25 protein-coding genes are annotated in these 26,992 nt (G+C 71.1%); 20 read left to right on the top strand and 5 right to left on the bottom strand.

Translation table 11 applies throughout. From position 1 onward, the window contains the following. Positions 1-43 precede the first annotated feature (43 nt). The 11 genes from OHA77_RS04770 (at position 44) to OHA77_RS04720 (ending at position 14,444) form a co-directional block, all read left to right on the top strand. A complete protein-coding gene (locus OHA77_RS04770; protein WP_406316389.1) occupies positions 44-1,966 on the top strand; it encodes a methylmalonyl-CoA mutase family protein in 1,923 nt (640 codons plus the stop codon). Next, the gene (gene scpA / locus OHA77_RS04765) at positions 1,963-4,140 is read left to right on the top strand and encodes a methylmalonyl-CoA mutase (protein WP_406316388.1); all 2,178 of its coding nucleotides are present in this window, start codon (positions 1,963-1,965) and stop codon (positions 4,138-4,140) included. Before OHA77_RS04770 ends, scpA begins: the two co-directional genes overlap by 4 nt. Then, complete coding sequence (meaB, locus tag OHA77_RS04760; protein WP_406316387.1) at positions 4,124-5,092, top strand: methylmalonyl Co-A mutase-associated GTPase MeaB; 969 nt, start codon at positions 4,124-4,126, stop codon at positions 5,090-5,092. Before scpA ends, meaB begins: the two co-directional genes overlap by 17 nt. A gap of 503 nt (positions 5,093-5,595) precedes the next feature. Continuing rightward, positions 5,596-6,978 (top strand): cytochrome P450, encoded by a 1,383-nt coding sequence (locus OHA77_RS04755; protein ID WP_406316386.1) that lies wholly within the window; start codon positions 5,596-5,598, stop codon positions 6,976-6,978. Then, complete coding sequence (locus OHA77_RS04750) at positions 6,975-7,859, top strand: terpene synthase family protein (RefSeq protein ID WP_406316384.1); 885 nt, start codon at positions 6,975-6,977, stop codon at positions 7,857-7,859. The genes OHA77_RS04755 and OHA77_RS04750 overlap by 4 nt, the downstream gene beginning before the upstream one ends. Next, entirely contained in the window at positions 7,856-9,622 is a 1,767-nt protein-coding gene (locus OHA77_RS04745) for a prenyltransferase/squalene oxidase repeat-containing protein (RefSeq protein WP_406316382.1), read from the top strand. Before OHA77_RS04750 ends, OHA77_RS04745 begins: the two co-directional genes overlap by 4 nt. Positions 9,623-9,758: 136 nt before the next feature. After that, positions 9,759-12,227, top strand: a complete 2,469-nt coding sequence (locus OHA77_RS04740; protein WP_406316380.1) for a nitrate- and nitrite sensing domain-containing protein — start codon at positions 9,759-9,761, stop codon at positions 12,225-12,227. A 105-nt stretch (positions 12,228-12,332) separates the two neighbouring features. Continuing rightward, the gene (locus OHA77_RS04735; protein ID WP_326821872.1) at positions 12,333-12,761 is read left to right on the top strand and encodes a roadblock/LC7 domain-containing protein; all 429 of its coding nucleotides are present in this window, start codon (positions 12,333-12,335) and stop codon (positions 12,759-12,761) included. Beyond that, positions 12,758-13,144 (top strand): DUF742 domain-containing protein, encoded by a 387-nt coding sequence (locus OHA77_RS04730; protein ID WP_326821873.1) that lies wholly within the window; start codon positions 12,758-12,760, stop codon positions 13,142-13,144. Before OHA77_RS04735 ends, OHA77_RS04730 begins: the two co-directional genes overlap by 4 nt. Then, a complete protein-coding gene (locus OHA77_RS04725; RefSeq protein ID WP_326821874.1) occupies positions 13,125-13,727 on the top strand; it encodes an ATP/GTP-binding protein in 603 nt (200 codons plus the stop codon). The genes OHA77_RS04730 and OHA77_RS04725 overlap by 20 nt, the downstream gene beginning before the upstream one ends. Positions 13,728-14,021: 294 nt before the next feature. Then, positions 14,022-14,444: a hypothetical protein gene (locus OHA77_RS04720; RefSeq protein ID WP_406316379.1), complete on the top strand. Its 423-nt coding sequence runs from the start codon at positions 14,022-14,024 to the stop codon at positions 14,442-14,444. Positions 14,445-14,462: 18 nt separating this feature from the next. Here OHA77_RS04720 and OHA77_RS04715 read toward each other — a convergent pair whose 3' ends face one another. Next, complete coding sequence (locus tag OHA77_RS04715) at positions 14,463-15,188, bottom strand: helix-turn-helix domain-containing protein (RefSeq protein WP_406316378.1); 726 nt, start codon at positions 15,186-15,188, stop codon at positions 14,463-14,465. 75 nt (positions 15,189-15,263) lie between these two features. On the opposite strand from OHA77_RS04715, the gene OHA77_RS04710 reads away from it, so the two are divergent. From OHA77_RS04710 to OHA77_RS04695, 4 genes are all read left to right on the top strand, one after another. Then, positions 15,264-16,214, top strand: a complete 951-nt coding sequence (locus OHA77_RS04710) for an LLM class flavin-dependent oxidoreductase (protein ID WP_406316377.1) — start codon at positions 15,264-15,266, stop codon at positions 16,212-16,214. 94 nt (positions 16,215-16,308) lie between these two features. Next, complete coding sequence (locus OHA77_RS04705) at positions 16,309-16,737, top strand: protease inhibitor I42 family protein (RefSeq protein ID WP_406316376.1); 429 nt, start codon at positions 16,309-16,311, stop codon at positions 16,735-16,737. Positions 16,738-16,799: 62 nt separating this feature from the next. After that, a complete protein-coding gene (locus OHA77_RS04700; RefSeq protein ID WP_406316375.1) occupies positions 16,800-17,594 on the top strand; it encodes a polyphosphate kinase 2 family protein in 795 nt (264 codons plus the stop codon). A gap of 113 nt (positions 17,595-17,707) precedes the next feature. After that, on the top strand, positions 17,708-19,147 hold the full coding sequence (locus OHA77_RS04695; RefSeq protein WP_406316374.1) for a bifunctional phosphatase PAP2/diacylglycerol kinase family protein: 1,440 nt from the start codon (positions 17,708-17,710) through the stop codon (positions 19,145-19,147). Between the two features lie 115 nt (positions 19,148-19,262). On the opposite strand, the gene OHA77_RS04690 is transcribed toward OHA77_RS04695, so the two are convergent. Both OHA77_RS04690 and OHA77_RS04685 read right to left on the bottom strand, forming a co-directional pair. Beyond that, positions 19,263-20,882: a hypothetical protein gene (locus OHA77_RS04690; RefSeq protein ID WP_406316373.1), complete on the bottom strand. Its 1,620-nt coding sequence runs from the start codon at positions 20,880-20,882 to the stop codon at positions 19,263-19,265. Further along, positions 20,879-21,202 (bottom strand): YbaB/EbfC family nucleoid-associated protein, encoded by a 324-nt coding sequence (locus tag OHA77_RS04685; protein ID WP_406316371.1) that lies wholly within the window; start codon positions 21,200-21,202, stop codon positions 20,879-20,881. The genes OHA77_RS04690 and OHA77_RS04685 overlap by 4 nt, the downstream gene beginning before the upstream one ends. Before the next feature lie 178 nt (positions 21,203-21,380). Here OHA77_RS04685 and OHA77_RS04680 point away from each other — a divergent pair, with 178 nt between their 5' ends. Continuing rightward, entirely contained in the window at positions 21,381-22,343 is a 963-nt protein-coding gene (locus tag OHA77_RS04680; RefSeq protein ID WP_406316369.1) for a hypothetical protein, read from the top strand. Positions 22,344-22,412: 69 nt separating this feature from the next. Here OHA77_RS04680 and OHA77_RS04675 read toward each other — a convergent pair whose 3' ends face one another. Beyond that, complete coding sequence (locus OHA77_RS04675) at positions 22,413-22,691, bottom strand: zf-TFIIB domain-containing protein (protein WP_406316368.1); 279 nt, start codon at positions 22,689-22,691, stop codon at positions 22,413-22,415. A 46-nt stretch (positions 22,692-22,737) separates the two neighbouring features. Further along, positions 22,738-23,634: a phosphotransferase family protein gene (locus OHA77_RS04670; RefSeq protein ID WP_406316366.1), complete on the bottom strand. Its 897-nt coding sequence runs from the start codon at positions 23,632-23,634 to the stop codon at positions 22,738-22,740. Between the two features lie 73 nt (positions 23,635-23,707). On the opposite strand from OHA77_RS04670, the gene OHA77_RS04665 reads away from it, so the two are divergent. The 4 genes from OHA77_RS04665 to OHA77_RS04650 all read left to right on the top strand — a co-directional run bounded on the left by OHA77_RS04665 (position 23,708) and on the right by OHA77_RS04650 (position 26,976). After that, a complete protein-coding gene (locus OHA77_RS04665) occupies positions 23,708-24,607 on the top strand; it encodes a TIGR03619 family F420-dependent LLM class oxidoreductase (protein WP_406316365.1) in 900 nt (299 codons plus the stop codon). Positions 24,608-24,753: 146 nt separating this feature from the next. Next, positions 24,754-25,506 (top strand): HAD-IIA family hydrolase, encoded by a 753-nt coding sequence (locus OHA77_RS04660; RefSeq protein WP_326827062.1) that lies wholly within the window; start codon positions 24,754-24,756, stop codon positions 25,504-25,506. Between the two features lie 35 nt (positions 25,507-25,541). Further along, positions 25,542-26,180: a hypothetical protein gene (locus OHA77_RS04655; RefSeq protein WP_406316364.1), complete on the top strand. Its 639-nt coding sequence runs from the start codon at positions 25,542-25,544 to the stop codon at positions 26,178-26,180. 139 nt (positions 26,181-26,319) lie between these two features. Continuing rightward, entirely contained in the window at positions 26,320-26,976 is a 657-nt protein-coding gene (locus OHA77_RS04650) for a neutral zinc metallopeptidase (RefSeq protein ID WP_406316363.1), read from the top strand. The last annotated feature ends 16 nt before the right edge of the window (positions 26,977-26,992 follow it).

The following is a 26,992-nucleotide window of genomic DNA, read 5'->3' as shown; positions in this document are numbered from 1 at the left end:
CCAGGGGTACGCCTCCCCGGCGGCAGCGCTTACTATCCGGTGCATGACGGTGTCGCCTGAGGAACTTCGACCGGCCGCCGATTTCCCGCCGACCACACGGGAGCGGTGGCGCGAACTGGCGCTCGGCGTCCTGCGAAGGTCCGGGGTTGAGACCGGCTCTCCCGAGGAGGCCCTGGCCTCTCTCACCTACGACGGTGTGACCATCGCGCCACTCTACGACGCGTCGGACCTGCCGGGCGATCCCGGTCTGCCGGGAGCGGCTCCCTACGTCCGAGGTTCCCGCCCGGAAGGCGGCGGCTGGGACGTACGGCAGCGGCACGAGGTGGCTGATCCCGAGGCGGTGCTCGCCGATCTGGAGAACGGCGTCACCTCGCTCTGGCTCGCCCTGGAGCCAGAGGACCTGCCCCGCGTCCTGGAGCGGGTGCACGTCGAGCTGATCTCGATCACTCTGGACGCGGGGGAGCGGACCCGCGAGGCGGCCGAGGCGCTGTTCGAGGTGGCCGAGGGCAAGCGGGCCGCCGCGGCCCGCCTCCGGGACGCCGCGCCCGCGGGCGGAGAGCCGGAAAGGATCCGTTTCCAGGACTCCGCGCCCGCGGGTGAAGGGGAGACCGGTGGCCAGGCGGCGGGGGAGCGGAAGACCGGTGACCGGGCGGCCGGGGAGCGGGCACCCGGAGAGCTCGCCGGCAACCTGGGCGCCGATCCGCTCCGCGACCCGCGGACCGCCGTCGAGCTGGCCCGGCGCTGTGCCCGGGAGTTCCCCGGCCTGCGGGCGATCGTGGTGGACGGCACGCCGTACCACGACGCGGGCGGCAGCGACGCCGAGGAGCTCGGCTGCTCCGTCGCGGCCGGGGTCGCGGCCCTGCGGACCCTGACCGATGCCGGTCTCACCGTGGCGGAGGCGTTCGGGCAGCTGGAGTTCCGCTACGCGGCCACCGCCGACCAGTTCCTCACCATCGCCAAGCTCCGCGCCGCGCGACGGCTCTGGGCGCGGGTCGCCGAGGTGTGCGGGGCCGGGGCGCCCGAGGCGGGGCAGCGGCAGCACGCGGTGACCGGCTCGGCCATGATGACCGCCCGCGACCCGTGGGTGAACATGCTCCGCACCACGCTCGCCTGCTTCGCCGCCGGCACCGGCGGCGCCGACGCGGTGACGGTGCAGCCGTTCGACGTCCGGCTCGGCCTCCCGGACGCGTTCGCCCGCCGTATCGCGCGCAACACCCACGCGCTGCTCGTCGAGGAGGCCGGCGTGGCGCGGGTGACCGACCCGGCGGGCGGCTCCTGGTACGTGGAGCGGCTCACCGAGGATCTGGCGGAGAAGGCCTGGGAGTGGTTCCAGGAGATCGAGCGCGCCGGTGGCATGGCCGCGGCGCCGGCGGCGGGACTCGTCGCCGCCCGGCTGGCCGCCGCCTGGGAGCGGCGGGCGGCGAACATCGCCCGCCGCCGCGACCCCGTCACCGGGGTCAGCGAGTTTCCCGACCTCGCCGAGAGACCTCCGGTCCGCTCACCGCACCCCCGGGACGTCCCGGGGAGGCACTACGCCGAGGAGTTCGAGGCGCTGCGTGACCTGGCCGACGCCCAGGAGAGCAGACCGGGCGTGTTCCTGGCGACCATCGGCCCGGTGGCCGCGTACACGGCCAGGGCGTCGTTCGCGGCCAACCTGTTCCAGGCCGGGGGCATCGCCGCGGTGACCGCCGCACCCGGCACGGACGCCGGATCCGGGGTGGACCCGGCCCGGATCGCCGCCGCGTTCACCGCGAGCGGCGCGCGGGTCGCGTGCCTGTGCTCCAGCGATCGGCTGTACGGCGAGCACGCCGAGGCCGTGGCCGCCGCGTTGAGAGACGCGGGGGCGGGAAAGATCTGGCTCGCGGGGAAGGGAGAGTTCGCAGGCGTGGACGCCAACCTGTACGCCGGGTGCGACGTGCTCGACGTGCTCCGCACGACCTTCGACGACCTGGGGGTGGCTCGATGATTCCCGACTTCTCCGGAATCGGGCTCACGGGGGAGCCGGTGACGCCGGACCCGGCCGGATGGGCGCGGGCCGTACGGGAGGCCACCGGGGTCGGCCCGGAGGGACTGGTGTGGGAGACGCCCGAGGGGATCGGGGTCAAACCGCTCTACACGGCCGCCGACCTGGACGGGCTGGACTTCCTGGACACCTACCCGGGGGCCGCTCCCTACCTGCGCGGGCCGTACCCGACCATGTACGTCAACCAGCCGTGGACCATCCGGCAGTACGCCGGGTTCTCCACCGCGGAGGAGTCCAACGCCTTCTACCGGCGCAACCTGGCCGCCGGGCAGAAGGGCCTGTCGGTCGCCTTCGACCTCGCCACCCACCGCGGCTACGACTCCGACCACCCCCGGGTGACCGGGGACGTCGGCATGGCCGGGGTGGCGATCGACTCCATCTACGACATGCGGCAGCTCTTCGACGGGATCCCCCTCGACCGGATGAGCGTGTCGATGACCATGAACGGCGCGGTGCTCCCGGTGCTCGCGCTCTACATCGTGGCCGCCGAGGAGCAGGGGGTGGCGCCCGAGCAGCTCGCGGGGACCATCCAGAACGACATCCTCAAGGAGTTCATGGTCCGCAACACCTACATCTACCCGCCCGGCCCGTCGATGCGGATCATCTCCGACATCTTCTCCTACACCAGTGAGAGGATGCCGAAGTTCAACTCGATCTCGATCTCCGGGTACCACATCCAGGAGGCCGGGGCCACCTGCGACCTGGAGCTCGCCTACACCCTCGCCGACGGGGTGGAGTATCTGCGGGCGGGTGTCGAGGCGGGTCTGGACATCGACGCCTTCGCGCCCCGGCTGTCGTTCTTCTGGTGCATCGGCATGAACTTCTTCATGGAGGTCGCCAAGCTGCGGGCCGCCCGGCTGCTCTGGGCGCGGCTGGTGTCCGGGTTCGGGGCGAAGAACCCCAAGTCGCTGTCGCTGCGCACCCACTCGCAGACCTCCGGCTGGTCGCTGACGGCCCAGGACGTGTTCAACAACGTCGTGCGCACCTGCGTCGAGGCGATGGCCGCCACCCAGGGCCACACCCAGTCGCTGCACACCAACGCCCTCGACGAGGCCCTGGCCCTGCCCACCGACTTCTCCGCCCGGATCGCCCGAAACACCCAGCTCCTGCTCCAGCAGGAGTCGGGCACCTGCCGGGTGATCGACCCCTGGGGCGGCTCCTACTACGTCGAACGGCTCACCCACGAGCTGGCCCGCCAGGCGTGGGGGCACATCGAGGAGGTCGAGGCGGCGGGCGGCATGGCCAAGGCGATCGGCCAGGGCCTGCCGAAGCTCCGCATCGAGGAGGCCGCCGCCCGCACCCAGGCGCGCATCGACACGGGGACCCAGCCGGTCATCGGCGTCAACAAGTACCGGACCGACGCCGACGAGGTCATCGACGTGCTCAAGGTCGACAACACCTCCGTCCGCGCCCAGCAGCTCGACAAGCTCCGCCGCCTGCGCGAGGAGCGGGACGCCGAACAGGTGGCCCGGGCGCTGGAGGCGCTGACCAAGGGGGCGGCGGGCGACGGCAACCTGCTCGCGCTGTCCGTCGAGGCGGCCCGGGCCAAGGCCACGGTCGGGGAGATCTCCGACGCGCTGGAGCAGGTGTTCGGGCGGCACGCCGGTCAGGTCCGTACGATCTCCGGGGTGTACCGCGATGAGGTGGGGTCCGGTGTGGACGAGGTCCGTACGGTGTGCGCGGCGTTCGAGCGCCTGGAAGGCCGCCGGCCGCGGATCCTGGTCGCCAAGATGGGGCAGGACGGGCACGACCGGGGTCAGAAGGTGATCGCCACCGCCTTCGCCGACCTCGGGTTCGACGTCGACGTCGGCGCGCTGTTCCAGACGCCCGAGGAGGTCGCCCGCCAGGCGGTCGAGGCCGACGTGCACGTGGTGGGGGTCTCCTCGCTGGCGGCCGGGCACCTGACGCTGGTCCCCGCACTCCGCGAGGCCCTCGCGGAGCTGGGCGCCGACGACGTCATGATCGTGGTCGGCGGGGTCATCCCGCCGGGTGACTTCGACGAGCTGCGCGCCGCCGGCGCCGCCGCCATCTTCCCACCCGGCACCGTCGTCACCGAGGCCGCCCGGGAGCTGCTCGGCGACCTGCGCACCCTGCTGGGCCATGACGCGGACGCTTGAGGACTACGCCGGCGGGGTGAAGGAGGGCTCCCGGACGTGGATCGCCCGGGCGATCACGCTGGTGGAGTCCTCCAGGGCCGACCACCGGGAGCTGGCCCAGCGGCTGCTGGCCGAGCTGACCCCGCTCGCCGGGAAGGCGCGCCGGGTCGGCGTCACCGGCGTGCCCGGCGTGGGTAAGTCCACCTTCATCGACGCCCTCGGCGTGCACCTGACCGGGCGGGGCCACCGGGTGGCGGTGCTCGCCGTCGACCCGTCGTCCACCAGGACGGGTGGCAGCATCCTCGGTGACAAGACCAGGATGTCCCGGCTGGCCGCCGACCCCGCCGCCTTCATCCGTCCCTCGCCCACCTCGGGCACCCTGGGCGGGGTCACCCGGGCGACCCATGAGGCCATGGTCGTGGTGGAGGCGGCGGGATACGACGTCGTGCTGGTGGAGACCGTCGGAGTCGGCCAGTCGGAGACCGCCGTCGCCGACATGGTGGACACCTTCCTGCTGCTCGCTTTGGCCAGGACCGGCGACCAGCTCCAGGGCATCAAGAAGGGCGTGCTGGAGCTGGCCGACGTGATCGCGGTCAACAAGGCCGACGGCCCGCACGAGATGGACGCCCGGAAGGCGGCCAGGGAGCTGGCGGGGGCGCTGCGGCTGCTCCGCTCCGAGCGGACGGCGCCGGTGCTGACCTGCAGCGGGCGCGAGGGCACCGGGATCGAGGAGCTCTGGGAGCAGATCGTCGTCCATCAGGACCGGATGGCCGTCTCCGGCGAGCTGGCCGACCGTCGCCGTCGCCAGCAGGTCGGCTGGACATGGGCGCTGGTGACCGAGCGGTTGCTGACCGGCCTGCGCGAGCACCCCGGGGTCGCGGCGATCGCCGCCGACGTCGAGCGGGACGTCCAGGCCGGAGCCCTGACCCCCTCACTGGCCGCCGAGCGGATCCTGGCCGCTTTCAAGAGCTGACGTGATCCCCTGTCCTGCGGTCGCCCGGTGGCCGCAGGACCGGCCGGGAACGGTGCGTGTCGCCGACCCGTCCGGCTTGCCGAGGGAGAACGGCACGGCGTGCCATAACAGCAATGTGTAACTCCAAGTCAAGGGTTGAGTTACACATTGTGTTCATATTGCATTAATTTCCGCCTGATATCGCGATTCTCTCCGCGATGAGGATGCTTTCGGCCGCCACGAGCTTGATCGCCAACGGTCGATCATGTGATAATCATCCCCGAAGAGTTGCGAATGTCATAAAAAAGGACCTTAAAGTACGTAAGCGTAAGTGGAGGCGCATGGCAAGGTACGGGAAGGCTGTGGCGGAGCTACCGGTCGACCGGCTCTGATCCGCTTCCCGTGCGGGACGCACCACGACGGAGTGGTCAGGTCCCGGAGTGCGCCCGTACCGCTCATGCGTCGCCGTGGGCGGTGATCACGCTGCGTAGGGTTCGCGTCCTACCAAGTGGGAGAACTCAGTAATGTCGACCGATATGGCCGCCGAGGCGATCCGGCAGGTCAGAACCGTTCCCGTCCATCGGGCGCTGCCCCGCCTGGCGAAGGATCCGGTGAACGCGCTCGCCGAGTTCGGCAGGGAGGCGGGCGGAGAGATCGTCCGCCTGGACCTGGGCCCCTTCCGGCCTTATCTGGTCACCCATCCCGAGCACGTCCAGCAGGTATTGCGCTCCGAATGGACGAACTACCGGCGCGAGGGCATGTTCTGGCGCCCCCTGCGACGCATTCTCGGGGCCAGCGTCCTCGATGACGGCCTGCCCTGGGAGAGCAGTCGCAAAATCCTGCAGCCTCTGTTCACCGCCCGGTACGTTGCCACGCTCGCCGAGGAGATGGCGAAAACGATCGCGGTGCGCGTCGAGGAACTGGGCGAGTACGCCCGGACGGGACGGCCCGTCGACGCCGCCGAGGAGATGTCCGGCATCGTCAGCCGCACCGTCATCCGGGTGCTGTTCGGGGACAGGATGACCCGGGAGGACGGGGAACGCCTCACGCCCGCCTACGACCTGGCGGCCAACTCGATCAACTTCCGGCTGCTCATGCCGTTCATGCCGTACAACATCCGGATCCCCGGTGACCGGGCTTTCATGTCGGCGGTCAGGACGGTCGACGACGTGGTGTTCCCGGTGATCCGCCAGGCGCGGGTCGACCCCGGCGACAGCGTCGACGTCATCTCCGTGCTCTGCCGGTCCACCGGCGGCGACGGCGGCGCGATGGACGACCGGCAGATCCGCGACGCCCTGGTCAGCGTGTACGGCGCGGCCTCGGAGTCCACCGCGATGACCATGGCCTGGCTGTGGCTGACGCTGGACGCCCACCCGGAGGTGGCGGCCCGGCTGCAGGCGGAGGTCGACAGCGTGGTCGGCTCCGGACCGGCCACGCCCGAGCACGTTCCCCGGCTCCGCTACACCCGCATGGTCCTGCAGGAACTCCTGCGCCTGTACCCGGCGGGCTGGCTCTTCCCCCGGATGGTGATGGAGGACGGCGAGGTCGGCGGCGTGCGGATCAAGGCCGGGTCGGAGGTGCTGATCACCCCCTACGCCACCCACCGGTTGGACGAGTTCTGGGAGCGCCCAATGGAGTTCGACCCGGAGCGGTTCGCTCCGGAGAAGCAGGAGCGCAGGCACAAGTACGCTTACTTCCCCTTCGGCGGCGGCCCCCACCAATGCCTCGGACAGCACCTTTTCTACGTCCAGGCGCCGCTCATCATCGCGGCCATCCTGAGCCGGTTCCGCCTGACGGTGCGCACTCCGGGGCCGTTCGTCCCGTCCCCGGCCGCTTCGCTCCGCCTCAAGAAGAAAATCGAACTGGACGTCTCCTTCGCCGACCACGCCCGGGGTGAGGCCCGGTGAACCCCCGCACCGATCTCGCCGCATGGCCGGCGGCCACGGCCAGCGGAACCGTCTGTGCCGTGGCCGGGCAGTCCCAGCGCCACATGCGCGAATGGGCGGCGGCCTATCCGGACCTGTTCTCGGCCAAGCCGTTCGACGCGGCCCTCTACAGCACGCTGTCGCTCGCCATGGCGTTCAGCGGGCCGTGGTTCACCGCCGAGCAGCTCCGGATGGCGAACAAGGTCTGCCTGTGGGCGTTCGGCCTGGACTGGCTCGTCGACTACGTGGCCACCTCCCGGTCCGAGGTGGACGACATCGCACGGCGATGCATGGAGGTGGCCGAGGGCGCTCCACCGGTCCCCGGCGACGACCTCACCCGCCTGCTCGCCGACATCCGCGACGAACTCGCCGCGTCTCCCGCTTTCCCGGCGCTCGGGCACCTCTGGCGTGTGGAACTGCGGTCGATGCTGGAGGCGATGCTGCTGGAGTGGCGGTGGAAGGGGGAGAAGGTCACGCCGAGCTTCGAAGAGTATCTCGGCAACGCCGACAACCTCGGTTTCTGCTTCGCCTTCACCTCCCACTGGCTGCACACCACGGACCCGGACGCCGTCGCCGACCTCGACCTGGTCCGGAAGGCCGCCTCGGCGGTGCAGCGGGTCATCCGCCTCCTCAACGACCTGGGCACCTACGAGCGCGACGTGACCTGGGGCGACCTCAACGCCCTGCTGCTGGACGTCTCCCGCGCCGAGGTCGAGCGGCGGGTCGCCGAGCTCGCCGCCCGGAGCCGGGAGCTGATCGCCCCGTTGCGCACCGACCACCCCGAACTGGCCGGCTACCTGGAACGGCAGATGGACTTCTGCGCGGGCTTCTACCGCGTGGCCGACTACTGGGGCACCCTGTGAGCGTCGACGATCTCCTCACGACGGCTACGGCAGAGCAGCGGCCCTTCGAGGAGATCGACGTGGCCGCCGGGGCCCACGAGCTGGTCACCGGACTCCTGGCCCACCCGTGGGGGCAGGTCTCGGCCTCGCCGTACGAGACCGGACGCATGGTCGGCCTGGCCCCGTGGCTGGCCGGGCACGCCGAACGGCTCGACTTCCTGCTGGCCACCCAGCGATCGGACGGCGGCTGGGGCGCTCCCGACGGCTACGACCTCGTTCCCACGCTGAGCGCCACCGAGGCGCTCCTGGCGGAACTGCGCCGTGAGCCCGCAGGTCCGGGCCGGGCCGTGCTGGCCGGAGCCGCGCACCGGGGTGTCGGGATGCTGCGTCGCCGGTCGCGCCCGGACAGCGGTCCGGCCCTGCCCGACATGCCGGCGATCGAGCTCATCGTTCCCTCCCTGGTCTCCCTGATCAACGGGCACCTGGAGGCGGAGGGGAGCAGCGAACGGTTGGAGCTTCCCGCGGGCATGAACGGCGTGAAACTGTCGGCGATCCGGGCGCGGATGGCGTCGGGCGCGGAGGTCCCGCAGAAACTGCTGCACGCGCTGGAGGTGGTGGGCGAGGCGGCGGACAAGGCGTCCGGTGTCGTTCCCAGCCCGATCGCGAAGACCTGGGGGTCGCCCGAGGCGACCGGGGAGGCCGGTGCGCCGGGCTCTCCGGCCGAGGCCGTCGCCACGATCGGGGCGTCGCCCGCGGCCGGTGCCGCGTGGCTCGGTACGGCGGGCGAGTCCGACCCGGCCGATCCGGTGCGGCGGTATCTGGAGAAGGTCGTAGCCGGATTCGGCGGGCCGGTGCCGTGCGCCCTCCCCGTAACCGTGTTCGAGCGCGGCTGGACGTTGAGCTGGCTGCGGCGCGCCGGTATCCCCGTGGACGTGCCGCCGGAGCTGGTGAAGAGCCTGGACGACGGGGTCGGTCCGGTGGGAGGGCCGGCGGGGCCGGGGCTCCCGCCGGACGCCGACACCACCTCGGTCGCCCTGTACGCGCTGACGTTGCTCGGGGTTCCCCGCGAGCCCGATGCCCTGTGGGCGTACGAGACGGACACCCACTTCTGCACCTGGCATGGGGAGGAGGGGGCCTCGCCGACGGTCAACGCGCACGTGCTCGACGCCTTCGGTGCGTATCTGAGGCGTGACGCCGACGCCGTACCGCGCTACGCGGAGGCTGTGGACAAGCTGTCGGCGTGGTTGTGCGGCTGCCAGGAAGCGGAGGGGAACTGGCTGGATCGCTGGCACGCCTCGCCGTACTACGCGACGGCCTGCTGCTCGCTCGCGCTGGATGAATACGGCGGAGCGGGGTCGGAGGGCACGGTGCGCAGAGCCGTGCGCTGGGTGCTCGACAGCCAGCGTGCGGATGGATCCTGGGGCCGGTGGGAGGGGACGGCGGAGGAGACCGCCTACGCGTTGCAGACCCTGCTGCTGACCGGTGCGGCGGGCGAGGAGGAACGGCTGGAGGCGGTGGCGCGCGGGTATCGCTTCCTGCTGGGGGCGGTCGCCGGGCGCGGCGCGCCGACGGACGCTCCGGCGCTCTGGCACGACAAGGACCTGTATCTACCTGCGGCGATCGTCAGGGCGGCGATCCTGGGGGCGCTGCACCTGGCAGGGCGTGCTCTCCGTGCTCCACAGCCGGATCGCCCGGGCGCGGTAATCGGCGGTCATCGGAATTCGGCAGGAGAACTTTATTTTACAAAAAGGACAAATAGTCACATCTGTCCGATGTCGCCTTGAGGGTATTTGAGGTCATTGCTAAGGTTCTCCGGGTGTGGCGAGGGATGTAGCCATTTGTGCGATATGGCGTTGAGTGATTCACACGCATTAATCGCTGTAAGACGTACATGATTTTACTTTCACCAGGATGGGTGCTATGCGCTTGCGTAACGCGCGTTTGCGGACCAAGGTCACGGCACTGCTGGTGTCACTTACCGCTCTGTGGGCGTTCACCGCATGGGTGACGGTGCGCGAGGGACTGAACATGCTGGGGGTGGCCACCCTCAACTCGGGCGTCTCCGACCCGAGCGTCGAATTGGTGTCGCAGTTGCAGGCCGAGCGGCGGCTCACCCTGATCGCACTGGGCGATCCCGCCACGGACTCTCAGCGGCGCGGGCCGCTGAACGCCCAGCGTGAGCGCACCGACTCGGTCGGCGCGCGCCTGCGCGAACTCGTCGGCGGCAGCAGTGTGCGGCTGATGGCGAGCGAGGCGCTCGACCAGCGGCTCGGCGAGGTCTTCCAGCAACTGGACGGCCTGAGCTCGGTCCGCAAGTCGATCGACCTCGGCCGTCTGGACCGGCTCCGGGCCGCTGCGACGTTCACCCAGATCATCGACTCCGTCTACTCCGTCTATGACTCGCTCGCCACGCTGGACGACGACGCGATCGCCAAGGACACCCGCACGTTCATCCAACTGAGCCGGGCCCGGGAGATGTTCGCCCAGGAAGACGCCCTGGTGGCGGGTGCCCTGACCGAGGGCCGGCTCACCGGCGCCGAGCGTGTCCTGTTCACGCAGATCGTTGGTACGCAGCGCTTCCTCACCGCCCAGGCGGTGGCCGAGCTGCCCCCGAGCGACCGTGCCGCCTACCAGCGCCTGGCCTCCAGCGAGGCGTTCGTCCGGGTGCGCAGCATGGAGGACTGGATGCTCCAGGGGCCGCAGGCCGAACTGGCCGGATCCGTGGACATCAGGCGGTGGAGTGCTGTTTCCCAGCCCGCGCTGTCACAGCTGAACGAGGTGGTGCTGGCGGGCGGCGCCGGCGTGGTCGAGCGTGCCACCCCGGTGGCGACCGGCGTCATCGTCCGGCTCGTGCTGGCCGGCGGTCTAGGACTTTTCGCCGTCATCGCTTCGATCGTCCTGTCCATCACCACCGCGCGGGCCCTGATCCAGCAGCTGGACAAGCTGCGGGTCGCCGCCTGGGAGCTCGCCAACGAGCGGCTGCCCTCGGTGGTGGAGCGGATCGGTCACGGGCAGGAGGTGGACCTCGCGGCCGAGGCGCCGCCGTTGCAGTTCGGCGACGACCAGATCGGCCACGTCGGCCAGGCGTTCAACGCCGTGCAGAAGACCGCGATCAAGGTCGCGGCCGAGCAGGCCCAGCTCCGACGGGACATCGCCGACATCCTGCGCAACCTCGCCCGCCGTACCCAGTCGCTCGTCCACCGCCAGCTCAGCGTGCTCGACGTGATGGAGCGGCGGGAGAACGACCCGCAGGACCTGCGGGATCTCTTCCGGCTCGACCACCTGGCCACCCGCATGCGTCGCTACGCCGAGAACCTCCTCGTCCTGTCCGGCGCGGCGCCCGGCCGCGCGTGGCGCGACTCGGTCCCGATGATCGACGTGGTCCGCGGCTCGCTGGCCGAGATCGAGGACTACACCCGGGTGGACGTGCTTCCCCTGGGAGACGCGGCGCTGGACGGACGTGCCGTGAGCGATGTCATCCACCTGGTCGCCGAGCTGGTCGAGAACGCCGCCTCCTTCTCCCCGCCCTACACGACGGTGCAGGTCAGCGGGAGCGTCGTGGCCCACGGATACGCGCTGGAGATCGAGGACCGGGGCCTGGGCATGAGCCCGGAGGACATCACCCGCGCCAACGAGCGGATCGCCAACCCCCCCGAGCTCAAGCTGTCGGGCAACGCCCGCCTCGGACTGTACGTCGTCAGCCGGCTGGCCGAACGGCACGAGGTCCGGGTGACGTTCAAGATCTCCCCGTACGGCGGCACGACGGTCGTCGTCCTCATCCCGCAGGACCTGATCACCGAGCAGGCGGGGCCCGAGACCGCGCTCAGCGTCCCGCAGGCCCGTACCGCGGGTGCGGACGCCCTGCCCACGGGCCATCGGCGGGGCGCCGGGCCACTGGAGATCACCGGCGGCGGCGCTTCGGCCCGGACCCTGGCCGGAGACCCCGACGGTGAGCCGTTCGACAGGCCGTTCGACAGGGCGGACACCTCCGTGCGGGACGACCTGCACGGGACGCCGCCGCAGACCCGGACGCCCGCCCGGAGCCCGGCCCCGCGGGACGGGGCGGCCAGACCGGTCGCGGACCGTTCCGCGTCCGCGGAGGTCTCCGGCGCCCTCGCCGCCCCGTCGCCCACGCTCATGCCTCCCCCTGACACCAGTCACACGCCCGGGGGCCTGCCGCGGCGCGTCCCCCAGACCCACCTCGCCGCCCCACTGCAGGACGACGAGCCGGCGGCGCCCGCGCCCGCGGACGACGACGAGCGCTCGCCGGAGGCGATCCGCGCGGCCATGGCGTCCTTCCAGAGCGGCACACGTCGCGGCCGGTCCGAGGCGGCGCATCTACTCGAACGGGACGGTGATCCCGCGATCGACGGAGAACCCCGCATGTGACACCAGTGATGATCTCGATTCGCGCGGGCCGCCCGGTGCCGACGAGCCGCCGGACGCCGGTGACCCAACACCCGTCGGCGGAAAGTCGGCAGAAAGAGGACAAAAGTGGTGCAGGGAACAGGATCTTTCACCGACCTGGCCTGGTTGCTGGACGACCTGGTCGTGCGCGTGGGGGAGGCCGAGCACGCGATCGTCTTCTCCTCCGACGGGCTGCTGCTGGCGGCGTCGGAGGGGTTCGAGCAGGCCGACGCCGAGCACCTGGCCGCCGTGGGATCGGCGATCCAGAGTCTGGGGCGGGGGGTCAGTGATCGGGTCGAAGGCGGCGCGGTGCGGCAGACCATCATCGAGATGCGGTCGGCCTACCTGGTCGTGAGCGCGGCCGGGCAGGGGGCCTGCCTGGCGGTGCTCTGCGCGCACGAGGCCGATGTCGGCCTGGTCGCCTACGAGATGGCCATGCTCGTCACCCGGGTCGGCCAGTACCTCACCTCGCCCGCGCGGACGGCGCAGGCCGCCATGGACGACGCCCCGCGATGAACCCCGCCGAAGAGCATCCCGACACGCAGTGGGTGGGTGAGGAGGCCGGGCCGATCGTCCGGCCCTACATCCTCACCCGGGGCAGGACCGAACCGGCCCAGGGCAGGTTCGACCTCATCACCCTGGCAGTGAGTGTCCGCTCCGCCGTCCCGAGGGAGAGCGGGCTCGATCCGGAGTGCCTGGCCATCGTGCGGTTCTGCCTGCTGCCCCAGTCGGTTGCGGAGATCGCCGCACACATGAACCTTCCGGCAGGCACCATCCGTGTCCTGCTCAGTGACCTGCTCGACCAGGGATTCATCGCCCTGCAGGAACCCCATTCGGAGACGGACATGCACGACGAGAGGCTTTACAGGGCGGTGCTCAATGGACTCCGCGCACTCTAGCCGTGACGCCGGGCAGGTCAGACTGCCCAAGGCGATCAAAATCCTGGTGGCCGGAGGCTTCGGGGCCGGTAAGACCACCCTGGTCGGCGCGGTCTCCGAGATCGAGCCGCTGCGCACCGAGGAGACGCTGACCAACCGGGGTCTCGGCATCGACGACCTGTCCGGGGTGGAGGCCAAGCAGACGACCACGGTCGCGATGGACTTCGGCCGCATCACCATCGGCGACGACTACCGGCTCTACCTGTTCGGCACCCCCGGGCAGGAACGGTTCTGGTTCCTCTGGGACGAGCTGGCGCTGGGCGCGCTGGGGGCGGTCGTCCTGGCCGACACCCGCAGGCTGGCCGACTGCTTCCCCTCCCTCGACTACTTCGAGCGGCGCGAGACGCCCTTCGTCGTCGCGGTCAACTGCTTCGACGGGGCCCGCCGCTACGACCTCGACGAGGTCCGGCTCGGCCTGACCCTCCATCCCGACATCCCCGTCGTGCTCTGCGACGCCCGCAGCCGGGAGTCCGGCAAGGAGGTGCTGATCGCCCTCGTGGAGCACGCGATGAGGATGCGTCTCGGCACGGCGTCGGTGACCTGACCCCCGTTCCCCGGGGACCGCGCGGACCCCGGGGCGGACACCGATCCCTCGCAGGAGCATGCACCGTCCGCTGAATGGGCGAGGCCGTCTGCGACCTGCCGCTTCGGCATGGCCCCGGAGCGCGGCCTTGCCGGGCTCCACTCTGCGAGGCGCCGTGGTGTGGGCTCCGAAGCCTCCGATCCGCCTGAAGACACGCCCTGGTGCGCCGTCGGCCATTCCCTCCGGGGAATTGTCGGATGAGGGCCCTTCTCGCAAGGTGAGTGGGTACACAGACCCGCCGACCGAGGAGAAACGGTGACCGACATCAACGCACAGGAACTGGCCGGCCGCTACATCGCGCTCTGGAACGAGCCGGACGCCGGGCTGCGCCGAAAGGCGATCGAGGAGGTGTGGGCCGGGGACGGGGCCCACATCCTCCAGCCGCCCCAAGAGATCCGGGAGGCCGCCGCGAGGCTGGGCTTCGAGTCCACCACCCTTGAGGCCCGCGGGTACGACGAGATCGAAGTGCGGGTGGTGCGCTCCCACGAGAAGTTCGTCGCCTCCGGGGAGTTCTTCTTCCGGCCCCGCGGCGACGCCCTCCGGCTGCACGACATCGTCAAGTTCACCTGGGAGATGGTGCCCGCCGGGGGAGACGAGGCGGTGGGCGGCGGCCTGGAGGTGCTCGTGCTCGGCGAGGACGGCCGTATCACCGCCGACTACATGTTCCCCGGGCTCTGACGGACCGGCCGCCGCGGCTCACCCGGCCAGCAGCGCTGCCGTGGCCGCGTCGGCGGGCAGGAACGCCTCCAGCTTCAGCTCTGCCACGGTCACGTCGAGCGCGGTCGCGAACGTCGTGATCGTGGTCGTCAGCCGCAGTTCGCCGCGCGCCGAGCGCAGCCGTACCGGGACGGCGAACCCCACGTGGTCGGGGCCCGGCGCGGTGTGCGGCACGTAGCCGGACAGCTCCTCGTACAGGTCGTCCCGGGAGATGCGGTCGAGGATGTGCTGCGCCCACTGCTCCAGGTTGACGATTCGCGCCGCCAGGCCCTCCGGGTGCAGGGCGAGGCGCAGCACGTTGACCGGCGGGCGCAGCAGGTGCTCCGCGACGCCCTCGGTGAGCAGACCGAACGCGTCGTTGGCGAGCACCAGCTCGTGCCGCGCGTCCACGACGATCGCGGGGTAGGGCAGGTGCCCGGTCAGGATGTGCCCCAGCGCGGTGCGCACGTGCTCCAGGCCGGGGTCGTCGAGCGGAGTCTGCGGGTAGACCGGGGCGTAGCCGGCCGAGAGCAGGAGCTCGTTGCGCTCCCTCAGCGGCAACTCCATCGACTCGCTGAGCCGTACCACCATGGACCGGCCGGGCCGGGAGCGGCCGCTCTCCATGAAGCTGAGGTGGCGTTGCGTCGTGCCCGCGCGCAGGGCGAGGTCCAGCTGGCTGAGACGGCGGTGCTGCCGGATCGAGCGCAGGGCATGGGGAAAGTCCATCGGCCTAGTGTGCCGTACTTGTCCATTCCTTCGAGGGAATTGTCGTCATTCCCGGAACGGAGCACGATCCGTCCCATGAACACGCGACTGGGAGTCCTGCTCCCCGCCAACCACAGCTATTGGGACGACGCCCGGCGGCTGGTCGACTTCGGCGTCCGCGCCGAGCGGCTCGGCTACGACTCGGTCTGGGCCAACGACACACTGATCGGTCCGCGGATCGAGCCGCTGGCCATGCTCGCCGCCCTCGCGCCGGTGACCGAACGCGTCACGCTCGGCACCGCGGTGCTGCTGCCCGCCTTCCGCCGTCCGGTCACGGCCGCGCAGGAGCTCGCCTCCATCGACCACCTGTCGGCCGGGCGGCTGGTCGTCACCGTGGGTGCGGGCTTCCCCGGCCGGTCGGAGATCGAGTACGCGGTGTCGGAGGTGCCGTGGGAGCGCCGATTCGGGCGGCTGGACGACACGGTGGCCCTGTGGCGGGCGCTGTGGTCGGGCGAGCGGGCCTACCACGGCAAGGTGCTGCGCTTCGACGAGCTGCCCGCGTCCACGCCCTCCTACCGGCCCGGGGGGCCGCAGATCTGGCTGGGCGGGGCGAGCCCGTCGGCGCTGGAGCGCACCGGCCGGCTCTACGACGGATGGCTGCCCTACCCGCCCGACCCCGCCGACTACCGGACGGGCCTCACGGCGGTACGGCGCGCCGCGACGTCGGCGGGGCGTCCTGCGGACGCGGTCACCCCGGCGCTGTTCGTCACGGTGCTGGTCACCGACGACGTGGCAGGGGGAGAACGGCAGCTCGACGCCTACTGCCGGACCACCTACGGCCTGCCGTACGAGGCGGTGCGGACGATCCAGGCGATGGTCGCGGGCCCGGCCGAGCAGGTGGCCGCCACCCTGGCCCGCTACGCGGAGGCGGGCGCGGAGCACGTGGTCTGCCGCATCGCGGCCCCCACCCTCGACGCGCAGCTCGACCAGCTGGAGCTCATCGCCGGGATCGCCCGTCCGGCGGCCGGGCAGCCGTCCGGCCGCTGAGCGGTCGATGCCGGCCGGCGCCGCGCCCCGCCGGAGGAACGGGACGGCGTGACCTCCTGGGAGCAGGGCGGCCCGGGGTCGCTACTGTGAGTCCGTGATTCACCGAACGACGATGGTCGTCCTGCTGCTGGTGGCGCTCGTCGCGGGGTGCGGCAACGGAGCCGCCGTCCAGTCCCTGGGCCTGATGGTCCGCGGGAAGGTCGGCACCACGGTGGACGTCCGGCTCACCCCGGGCCAGCGGTTCTCGCTCGGCGTGGACGAGGACGCCTCCGCCGGGGACAGCTGGCGGATGGCCGACCTGCCGGACATCAAGGTGGCCTCGTTCATCAGTGAGGAGTACCGGCCCGGCGCCGAGACGGGGAAGGCGGGCGGGGTCCGCTACTTCGTTTTCAACGCCAAGCAGCCCGGAACGGCCACGGTCACGATCTCCAACTGCCGGAGCTGTCCGGCCGACCGGGTGCCCGCCGACGAGCAGAGCAGACGCGTGTCGGGTGACGCGACCTTCCGCATCACCGTCACCTGAGCCGTGCGCCGAGCCACTGTCTGGGTGGCCGGATCGCCGCAGAGAATGCGAGGCTGATCCTCATGAATCGGTTGTCCCAGATTGACCTGTCACGGAAGCTGGCCAAGAAGGAGGCCGCCGCGCGCCTCGACGCCGCGCTGGACCGCCTGCTGCACCTGCGTCTCGTCCTGGGCGGCCAGATCGGCGACAAACGCATCGGCCCCCCGCTGTGCGCGGTGTTCGAGGGCTGGGACGCCTCGGGCAAGGGAGGGGCCATCAAACGGCTGGTGCGCCCGCTCGACCCCCGGCACGTACGGGTCGCCCAGTTCGCGGCGCCGACCTATGACGAGAAGCGGCACCACTTCCTGTGGAGGTTCTGGCCGGTCCTTCCCGGCTGGGGCGGCATGGCCGTGCTCGACCGTTCCTGGTACGGCCGGGTGCTGGTGGAGCGGGTCGAGGGCTTCGCCACCGAGGAGCAGTGGTCGCGCGCCTACGGTGAGATCGTGGAGTTCGAGAGGACCCTCGTCGCCGAAGGCATGATCCTCGTCAAGTTCTGGATGCACGTCTCCGAGGAGGAGCAGCTGCGGCGCTTCCAGGACCGGGCGGATGACCCGTTACGGGCCTGGAAGCTCACCGACGAGGACTGGCGCAACCGCGAGAAGCGTCCGCAGTACGAGGACGCCGTGGAGGACATGCTCGCCCGGACCGACCATCCCAAGGCCCCCTGGCACGTGGTGGCCGGGGACGACAAGCGGCTGGCCCGCGTCACGGTCGTCGAGACGGTCTGCGCCGCGGTCGAGGCGGAGTTGCTGTCCCGGGGTTACGACCTGAGCGGTTCCGTCGAACAGCCGGTCCGTCCATCCGATTCTTCCCGGTAACGGCACTCGGTGGAACCGCGGGGGGCAAGCTAGGAGGCATACACCGGACATCGGGGTATGCGACGGGAATCAGGCACCTGTTCGCTGGCTGCCGTTCGACAGGGATGTGACGTATGCGATTGAGGTCACGGCTCGGCAGGCTGGACCGGCGGTTGTTCGCCACGGTGGCGGGCGCGAAGTTGCCCGGTCTCGAACGTCTCGTTCCCGTCCTGTCGCGCGCCGCCGACAACTCGCTGCTGTGGGCCGGCCTCGCCGGGGCGCTGGCGGTCAGCGGGCGGCGGCCACTGCGCCGCGCCGCGACTCGCGGGATGCTCGCGGTGAGTCTGGCCAGCCCCCTGGTGAACCTGGTCGGGAAGCAGGCCTTCGGCCGGTCCCGGCCGTCATCGGACGGTCTGCCGCTGAGAAGAATGATCAAAATGCCGGTGTCGGCGTCGTTCCCCTCCGGCCATTCGGCCTCGGCCGCCGCGTTCGCCACCGCCGTGGCCGTCGAGGCGCCCGCCGTGGTCGCGGTCCCCGTCGCGCTGCTCGCGGCGGCCGTCTGCTTCTCCCGCGTCTACACCGGTGTGCACTATCCGGGAGACGTCCTCGCCGGTGCCGCGATCGGCGTGGCGACCGGACTGCTCACCCGGCGCCTCTGGCCGGAGGCCGTGACGGGTGCGCCACGGGTGGTCACCGCGTCGCCGGTGCCCGGCCACGACCCCGACGGCCAGGGGGTGGTCGCCGTGATCAACTCCTCCGCCGGTGGTGACCCGGCCGCGGCCGCCGCGGTGCGGGCCTGGCTGCCCAAGGCCGAGGTGGTCGAGGCGGGCGGACCTGAGGTGGCCGAGGTGATGGACAAGGCCGCGGCCCGCGCCCGGATGCTCGCGGTCGCCGGAGGCGACGGTACGGCCGGTTGCGGGGCGCAGGCCGCGCTGCGGTACCGCAAACCCTTGATGATCATTCCGGCGGGCACGCTGGACCACTTCGCGGCCACGCTGGGCCTGCGCGGACCCGAGGACGCGATGATCGCCTACCGTTCGGGCGGGGTGGCCGCGGTGGACGTGGGGGAGGTGGACGGCCGGATCTTCCTCAACAGTGCGAGCCTCGGCGTCTACCGGCAGATCGTCGACCGGCGCGAGTCCGTCGAGCAGCGCATCGGCAAATGGCCGGCACTGCTGTGGGCCCTGGGTCGCGTACTGCGCACCGCCGAGCCCGAGGAGGTGGTCGTCGACGGCGTGCCCCAGCGGATATGGCTGCTGTTCGTCGGCAACTGCCGCTACGACTCACGCGGAGCCGCCCCCCGGCTGCGGCGGAGACTGGAGGACGGGCTGCTGGACGTCCGGCTGCTGACCGCCGCGTCCCGGCTGCCCCGGCTGCGCGCGCTCACCAGTGTGCTGCTGGGCGGGGTCGGCCTGTCCAGGCACTACCAGCAGTGGCAGGCCGACACGCTGAGAGTCTCCTCGCCCTCCGGCGTGGTACGGCTGGCACGCGACGGCGAGACGTGCACCGTGGCAGGGGACGTGGAGTTCACCAAGCGGCCCCGATCCCTGCTCGTGGTCCGTCCGGCGGGTTAGCCGGGAAGCCGAGTCGCCGGCGGCCGGTCAGGGTATCGGGCGGAACCCGGGACATGAGAGCGGAGATCCAGTCGTCTGCGGCCGGGGACGGCGGTGCCGGCATCGCCTCCAGCGGTCAGAGGGAGAGGTCGGCGTCGATCTGGGCGGCGGACACCTCCTCGCCCGCGCGGTCGTGGTATTGCCAGGCGCGGGCGAACGGCAGCGCGTAGATCGCGGTGTACGCCAGCGGCGCCGGGTAGGCGGTCAGGCTGTTCGTCTCACCGTTCCTGTCCTTGATCACGTAACGCTGGATGGCGAGTTTCTGCCGTCCATCCGGATACGGCACGCCCCGTTTGTCGGTGCGGTACCCCCAGAAGCCGAACGCGTTGACCAGGTTCGTCGTCGAGAGCTGTTTGGTCTGCTGCCTGAAGCTGGCCGCGTAGTCCCGCCAGGTCAGCCTGGCCCCCGTCGCCGCTCTGGCGTCGGCCCTGACGATCTGGTCGTAGTAGCGCGAACCGTAGGTGAACTCCAGGTTCTTGCGGCCCCACGGGGTGCCACGCAGCCAGGTGAACGCCCGGTTGTGGCCGTGTGCCAGCGCCGCCAGCGCCCGCCGCATCAGCGCGGACAGCCGCCGCATGAACGACGCCGCCTGGTTGAGCACCGAGCCGACCCGGCCCGCCGACACGGCCGAGGTCGCGCTGATCTCCGCGGCCGCGGCCACGACCGACTGCCCGGCCGTCGCGGGGGCCAGCATGGAGGCGCTGAACCACGTCCTGATCGCCCAGACGATCAGGTCGCTGATGATGCCCCTGATGATCCCCTCGACCGCGCCGATGATCGCGGTCGCCAGTTGCAGCATCGCGGCGACCCGGTTGGCCATGTCACCGGTCTCGGCGATGCCCCGGCTGAAGGCCGCCAGCCGCTCCCGCGCCACCTCGCTCGCCTCGCCCTGCCAGTCGCCGTCCCGGTAGGCCCCCGCCAGCGCCTGCTCCAGGTCCTTGGCCAGGCCGCGCACGCTGGTCGCCAGGCTGTCGTAGTTGTAGGCGGCCTGCCCGGTCGCGATCGGGTCGCCGGTCACCCAGTCGGCCGCCCACTTCACCCAGTAGAGGGCGTTGATCAGGAACCGGCAACCGTTGGACATCAGATAGCCGAGTGGGTCGGATCGCATCAGCGTCGGGGCGCTGCGGATGCCGAAGTAGGTGCCGATCACGTCCTGGGTGAACTGCGCCAGGTCCGCGCCGATGTTGAACTTGTCGTCGCTGGCGATGTCGCCGTACAGGCGCAGGCCGTCCATGACGGTGGTGCCGAACAGGCCGAACGGGTAGGGCGCGAAGGTGATCAGGCCGTTGAGCATCTGGTGGTCGCGATAGAAGCGGGAGGCCGGGTTCAGTTCCCTGATGGGCTCCGGCTCGGCCTCCTTGCGCTGGGCCGCCGCGGCCAGCATCTCCTGGAGCGTATCGTCGACCGGATTGGCGGCGGCGTAGGTGACGCCGGTCTTCGCCAGGCGCTCGCCGGCGCCCTCGAACCCCGCGCGCATGGCGCGCAGATGGCCGGAGAACTCCTCCATCAGCGATGTGCACGAGTCGCGTAGATGGATCTCGCCGAGCAGCCCCCACGGATGGAAACCGGAAAGCTGCCGGGTGGCCTCGGCGGAGAGTTTCCCGAACTCGTCCACCCGGCTGATCAGGGCGTCCACTCCGTTCGACGCCCGTGTCACGTTGGTCGGTGTGACCGCGAACCCCTGGTTCGCGGTCACCGTGTGGGACCCTCGGGTGCCTCGCCGGTCAGCACGGCGGTGATCTCTCTTGCCCGGCCCGCCACCTGGTCGGCGGCGGTGTTGGCGGCTTCCTTGATCGCCTCGGCGAGCTCCGTCGACGGCAGCCGCATCACGCGGGGGTCGAGTGTGATGTCGCGGATCCGGCAGTCGGCCCCGACCCGTACGGCCACCAGCCCCTTGGCCGCCTCGGCCCGGCCCTCGATCTCAGCCAGGCCGAGCCGTACGGACCGCACCTCCTCGTTGAGCCTGGCCAGTTGGACGTCGATGTCGAGATCGTCGTTCCACCGGGGTTGTTCCACGTGCCTCTCCTTTGCCTTTCCATGGAGGGACATTGCCACGATTTTACTAAATTAGGTTAGCCTATCCTTTGATCGGATGGCGCCGCCGTTCCCGGCGGCCCCGACCGACGGGAGGGCTCTCCGAAGGACGGCGGGCATGTGTTGACGGGCCGAGATCGATCCGGCGATAGTGGGGCAGGTGACCACCCCCCGTCTGCTGTCCTGCGTGGTGGTCGCCACGCTGACGCTGAGCGCGTGCACCTCCGGTGGCTCCGGTGAACCCGTGGCCGGCCCGAGCGGCGCGGCCAGGAGCGCCGGGAAGACGGCCGGGCCCGGCGGGTCGCCCGCCCCGGCGGAGCTGACCGAGAAGGACTACCGGGCAGCGCTCGACAAGGCGCGCGGCCCCATCCGGGAGGCGCTGAAGAAGCTGAACTCCACCGGCGTCGAGGGACTCGGCAAACGACTGGGACAGACGGTCTCCGCGATGGAGGACGCGGTCGCCCGGCTGGAGACACTGACTCCGCCCTCTGAGGTGAAGGCCGAGCACGCCGACTACGTCGGCGCGTTACGGCAGCTCCTGAGCGCGCTCTCCGCGGCCCAGGAGGACGTGCGGGCGCAGGACGTGTGCACCGGGCCCGCCGTACTGACCGGGGTGGAGGAGATCGGACAGCTCTCGCCGGTCCGCAGGAGCGCGACGGCGCTGGCCGACCGGGGAGACTACCGCACCGACGTCATCCCGGTGAAGGTCTCGAAGGAGAGGTCGCGCCGCCTGCCCAACGGCAGGTACATCACGTCCGGGAGCCGCTCCGGGCGTGCCTACCTTGAGCTGAAGAACGGAAACACGCAGGACGCGGTCGTCGTGCTGGTACGCGGCAAGAAGAAGGCGATCCGCGTCTATGTCCGCAAGAAGGCGAAGTTCCGGGTCCGGGGCGTGCGTGACGGCAGCTACAAGGTCTACTACACCCTCGGCTCGGACTGGGACTCCAAAGCAGGCGGCTTCACGCGGTCGTGCGCCTTCGGGCGGTTCGGCAAGTCGCTGCGGTTCAGGACGGTCCACACCGGTGCCCAGATCCGCTGGTCCAACTGGTCCGTCACCCTGAAAGCCGTCGTGGGCGGCTCGGTGCCGCTCAAGCGCGTCAAGCCGGGCGACTTCCCAGGCTGACACCCCATGGGAGACGCGGAGACCGCGACCCCGTGACGGGATCGCGGTCTGGGCGTGCCTCGGATCAGATCAGGTCGAGAAGAGCATCCCGACCCAGCTGCGCTGGCGGTGGTGGCCGTAGTGGCCGCCGTGCTGGGGCGCGCCCCAGGCGGGGGCGCCGTGCATCGGCGGGGGAGGCGGCGGCGGGGGCGGAGCGGCGTGCGACTGGGACCACTGGCTCTCCATGCGAGTCAGGGTCTCGAGCTCGCCATAGTCCAGGAAGATCCCGCGACAGCTCTCACACTGTTCGATGTGGACGCCGTTGCGCTCATAAGTGCGCATGGCGCCGCGACACTTCGGGCACTGCATCTGGCTGATCTCCTTGCCCTTGGCATTGTCTTGAACTAGTCACAACCTACTCGGTGAGCGCACTGTGGCATGCGCTTCGGAGCCGGATAATCCTCTCGCAGGTGTCGAGCAGCACCTGCTCGACCTCGTCCGGCGGCCGTCCCTCCCGCTCCGCGTTGGCCAGCGCGGCCGCCGTCAGCTGCACGGTCATCGCCTGAGCCGGCAGATCCAGCCGTTCCCACGGGTCGCCGCCGGCTCCGGCGGCGTGCCCCCCCGCGGCCCGGTAGGCCCCCAGGAAACGGTGCCACACCTCCGGATCCAGCAGTCCGGCCGCGAACCAGGCCGCCGGCCTGGCCAGGTCCCATGCCGGATCGCCGACGCCCAGATCGTCGACGTCGATGAGGATCCACCCGTCCCCGGTGCGGACCAGCTGGCCCATGTGCCAGTCGCCGTGGGTCGTCGAGCGCGGTCCGGCGTCGAGCGGGGGCAGGCAGGCCATGGCGCGGCGCACGACGCGCTCGGCGGCGGAGTCGCCGGTCAACCTGGCGACCGTGGTCCCCACCCGGGCAGGCCCGCCGGCGGCCGGCAGCGGGGGCAGCGCCCCGGCCGGTACGGCGTGCAGCCTGGCCAGCAGCCGCGCGGACTCCTCCCAGGGGGCCGCGTCCGGGGCATCGTGGTCCACCGGAACCCCGGCCGGCCACACGGTGACCAGCCGATCACGGACGACCATGACCTCCTCGGTCACCGGTCCGAGCATGATGCCGCGCAGCGCCGGATGGGCGACGGCCCGCATCCGCTCCACCAGCGGCGCCTCCTCGGCCCCCGGCGCGTGCGCCTTCACCACGACGGAGCCGGCCCGCACGATGATCACGTCCGGTCTGGTGGGCAGCACCTCGGCGGGCGCGCCGCCGTACCGGACGCCGATCCGGCGCAGTCCGTCGATCAGGTCCCCGCTGTCGTCCATCGGGCAAGTGAACCACTGATCCGCGCCTCCGCTGATCCGCGCCTCCGCCGCGGGCGCGCATAGGGTGCATGGCATGAGGATCGGATTCGCGGTGCCGGTGGCGGGATCCTGGGCGACGCCCGCCAACATGGTGCGGGTCGCGCAGCGGGCGGAGGCACTCGGCTATCACGAGGTGTGGACCTTCCAGCGCCTGCTGTACCCGCGTGGGCATTCGATGGGGGCGCCCTACCGCAGCGTGCACGACCCGATGGTCACGCTGGCCTACCTGGCGGGGGTGACCAGCCGGGTCCGGCTCGGCGTGGCCGTGCTCAACATGCCCTTCTTCTCGCCGCCGCTGCTGGCCAAACAGCTGTCCAGCCTGCAGGCGGTGTCCGGCGGCCGGCTGGACGCGGGGCTCGGGCTGGGCTGGCTCCCGGAGGAGTTCGCGGCGTCGGGGGTGTCCTTCGAGCGGCGCGGGCGGCGCGGAGAGGAGTTCCTCCACGTGCTGCGCCGGCTCTGGTCGGAGGAGGTCGTCGAGCACAAGGGGGAGTTCTACGAACTGCCGCCGGTGCACCAGGACCCCAAGCCGGCCCCGCCGCCGCCGATCCTGCTGGGCGGGAGCGCGGAGGTGGCGCTGCGCCGGGCGGGGCGGCTGGCGGACGGCTGGATCAGTTCGAGCCGTGAGGATCTCGACCGCATCGGCGAGAAGATCTCCGTTGTGAAGGAGGCGGCCCGTGCCGCCGGGCGGGATCCGGAGGCGCTGCGTTTCGTCACCCGGGGTGTCACCCGGGTCCGCCCGTCCGGGGCCGCCGGGCGCGCCCCGATGACCGGCTCGTTCGAGGAGATCCGGCAGGACGTCGCCATGCTGGAGGCCGGCGGCGTCACCGACGTCTTCCACGACCTCAACTTCGATCCGGAGGTCGGTTCGCCCGACGCCGATCCCGAGGAGTCGATGCGCCGGGCCGAGGCGGCGCTGGAGGCCCTCGTGCCCTGAACGGGCAGCCGGCCGGGAGGTCGCGGGCGGGGGCCTGATGGCATGGTGCCCGCCTTGGACCTGTCATCCTTGTTTCGATACGTGTTGGCCTGGGACGCGGGGGAACGGTGGACGAGCGCAAGCCGATCGAGTGCTGGTTGTCGGACATGGACGGGGTCCTCGTCCATGAGGGGCAGCCGGTGCCCGGGGCCGACGAGTTCATCCGCCGGCTGCGCGAGTCCGGCAAGCGGTTCCTGGTGCTCACCAACAACTCCATCTACACCCAGCGCGACCTCGCCGTACGGCTGCGCACGGCGGGTCTGGACATCCCCCCGGAGTCGATCTGGACCTCGGCGCTCGCCACCGCGAGGTTCCTGGACTCCCAGCGCCCCGGTGGCTCCGCCTACGTGATCGGCGAGGCCGGACTGACCACCGCGCTGCACGAGGTCGGTTACATCCTCACCGACATCGAGCCCGACTACGTGGTGCTCGGGGAGACCCGCACCTACAGCTTCACCCAGATCACCCGCGCCATCCGGCTGATCGAGGGCGGCGCCCGGTTCATCGCCACCAACCCCGACCCGGTCGGCCCGTCCAACGAGGGGTCGCTGCCCGCCTGCGGCGCGGTCGCGGCGATGATCACCAAGGCGACCGGTGTGGAGCCGTACTTCGTGGGCAAGCCCAACCCGATGATGATGCGGAGCGCGCTGCGGGCCATCGACGGCCACAGCGAGAGCACCGCCATGATCGGTGACCGGATGGACACCGACATCGTCTCCGGGATGGAGGCGGGGCTGCACACCATCCTGGTGCTCACCGGCGTCATGAGCAGAGGGCAGGTGGACCGCTATCCGTTCCGTCCGTCCCAGGTGGTCGACTCGGTCGCCGACCTGATCGGGATGATCGACTCCGATACCTGACCGGAGCTGTCAGGTATGGGTGCGACGCTTCACACATGACGGATGTTTATCTGGAGGTCGGTCCGAAGAAGGTCTTCGCCTGTTCCGTGGAGTGGCCGGGGTGGTGCCGCATCGGGAAGTCGGAGGAGCTCGCACTGGACGCGCTGGCGGACTACGCGCCGCGCTACCGGGTGATCGCCGAGCGGGCCGGGCTGGTGTTCGAGCCTGGTGATCCGGTGATCGTGGAGCGGGCCCGGGGAGGGACGACCACCGACTTCGGGGCGATCGAGGCGATCCCCGGGCTGGACGGCAAGCCCGTGGACGCGGCTGAGGCGGGGCGCACCGTGGCGCTGGTCAGGGCGGGGTGGGAGCTCTTCGACGAGGCCGTGGCCGGTTCGCCGGACGAGCTGAGGAAGGGCCCGCGCGGGGGCGGCCGGGACCGGGACAAGATGGCCGCCCACGTCGCCGAGGCCGAGCGCGCCTACGCCCGCAAGGTCGGGGTGCGGCACAGGCCCTTCCGTGATCCCTCCGGCCTGGCGGCGATGCGTGCCGACCTCGCCGGAGCGCTGGCCACCCCCTCGGACGGGATGCCCGTGGTCTCCGGTGGCTGGCCCGCCCGCTACGCCGCCCGCCGGATCGCCTGGCATGTCGTCGACCACCTGTGGGAGATGGAGGACCGCCGCCCTGCCCCCTGAGGGCGGCGGCCTGCACAGTGAGCCGGTCGCGGCAAGCCTCGCGAAATATCGTTATAGATCGCGCTTTACTCTTCCGTGGCGCCGGAGTCACGTCTACCGTCGGGGCATGGCCGGAGGCCGACGAGAGGCGGTCGCGAGTATGGGGCGATGGAGAGCGGCCTGGCTGGTGCTCGCCCTGACATCCCTGATCACGGCCGGTGCGGGCGGCGGGATCGCCGCGGCGTCCGAGCGGCAGGTGGACGACATGGACAAGGACATCTCCGCGGCCGTCTACGTGGTCAACCGTTACTGGTCGAGCCACTGGTCCCGGTTCTTCACCGGGAGATACTCCAGCCCCGGCGTTTTCGGCGGTTACCAGAGAGGGGTGCGGAAACCGCCGCTCTGCGGTCCGGACCGGCTCACCTACGACAACGCGTGGTACTGCTGGAACGACGACTACCTCGCATGGGACGTCGACCTCATGAGAGAGGGCTACCGCTCCGGGGACGCCTGGGTGTATCTGGTCATCGCCCACGAGTGGGGGCACGCCGTACAGCGGCGGCTCAACCGTTCACTGGTCATGCGTACCTACGAACTCCAGGCGGACTGCCTGGCGGGGGCAGCCCTGTACGGCGCGGCCGCCGACGGGATCCTGCGGTTCGAGAAAGGCGATGTGGCCGAGATCGAGGTGGCACACCGGCGGATGGGGGACACGACGCCGTGGACCGATGTCAGCGACCATGGAACCGCCGCCCAGCGGATGTCCTCTTTCAAACGGGGCGCGAAGTACGGCGTGCGGGGCTGCCTGCCGGACTGACGTCCCGGGCGGAAGC

This window comes from Streptosporangium sp. NBC_01639 (genome assembly GCF_045209755.1).
Taxonomy (GTDB): domain Bacteria; phylum Actinomycetota; class Actinomycetes; order Streptosporangiales; family Streptosporangiaceae; genus Streptosporangium.
This window is presented reverse-complemented; position numbering and strand designations above follow the sequence as displayed.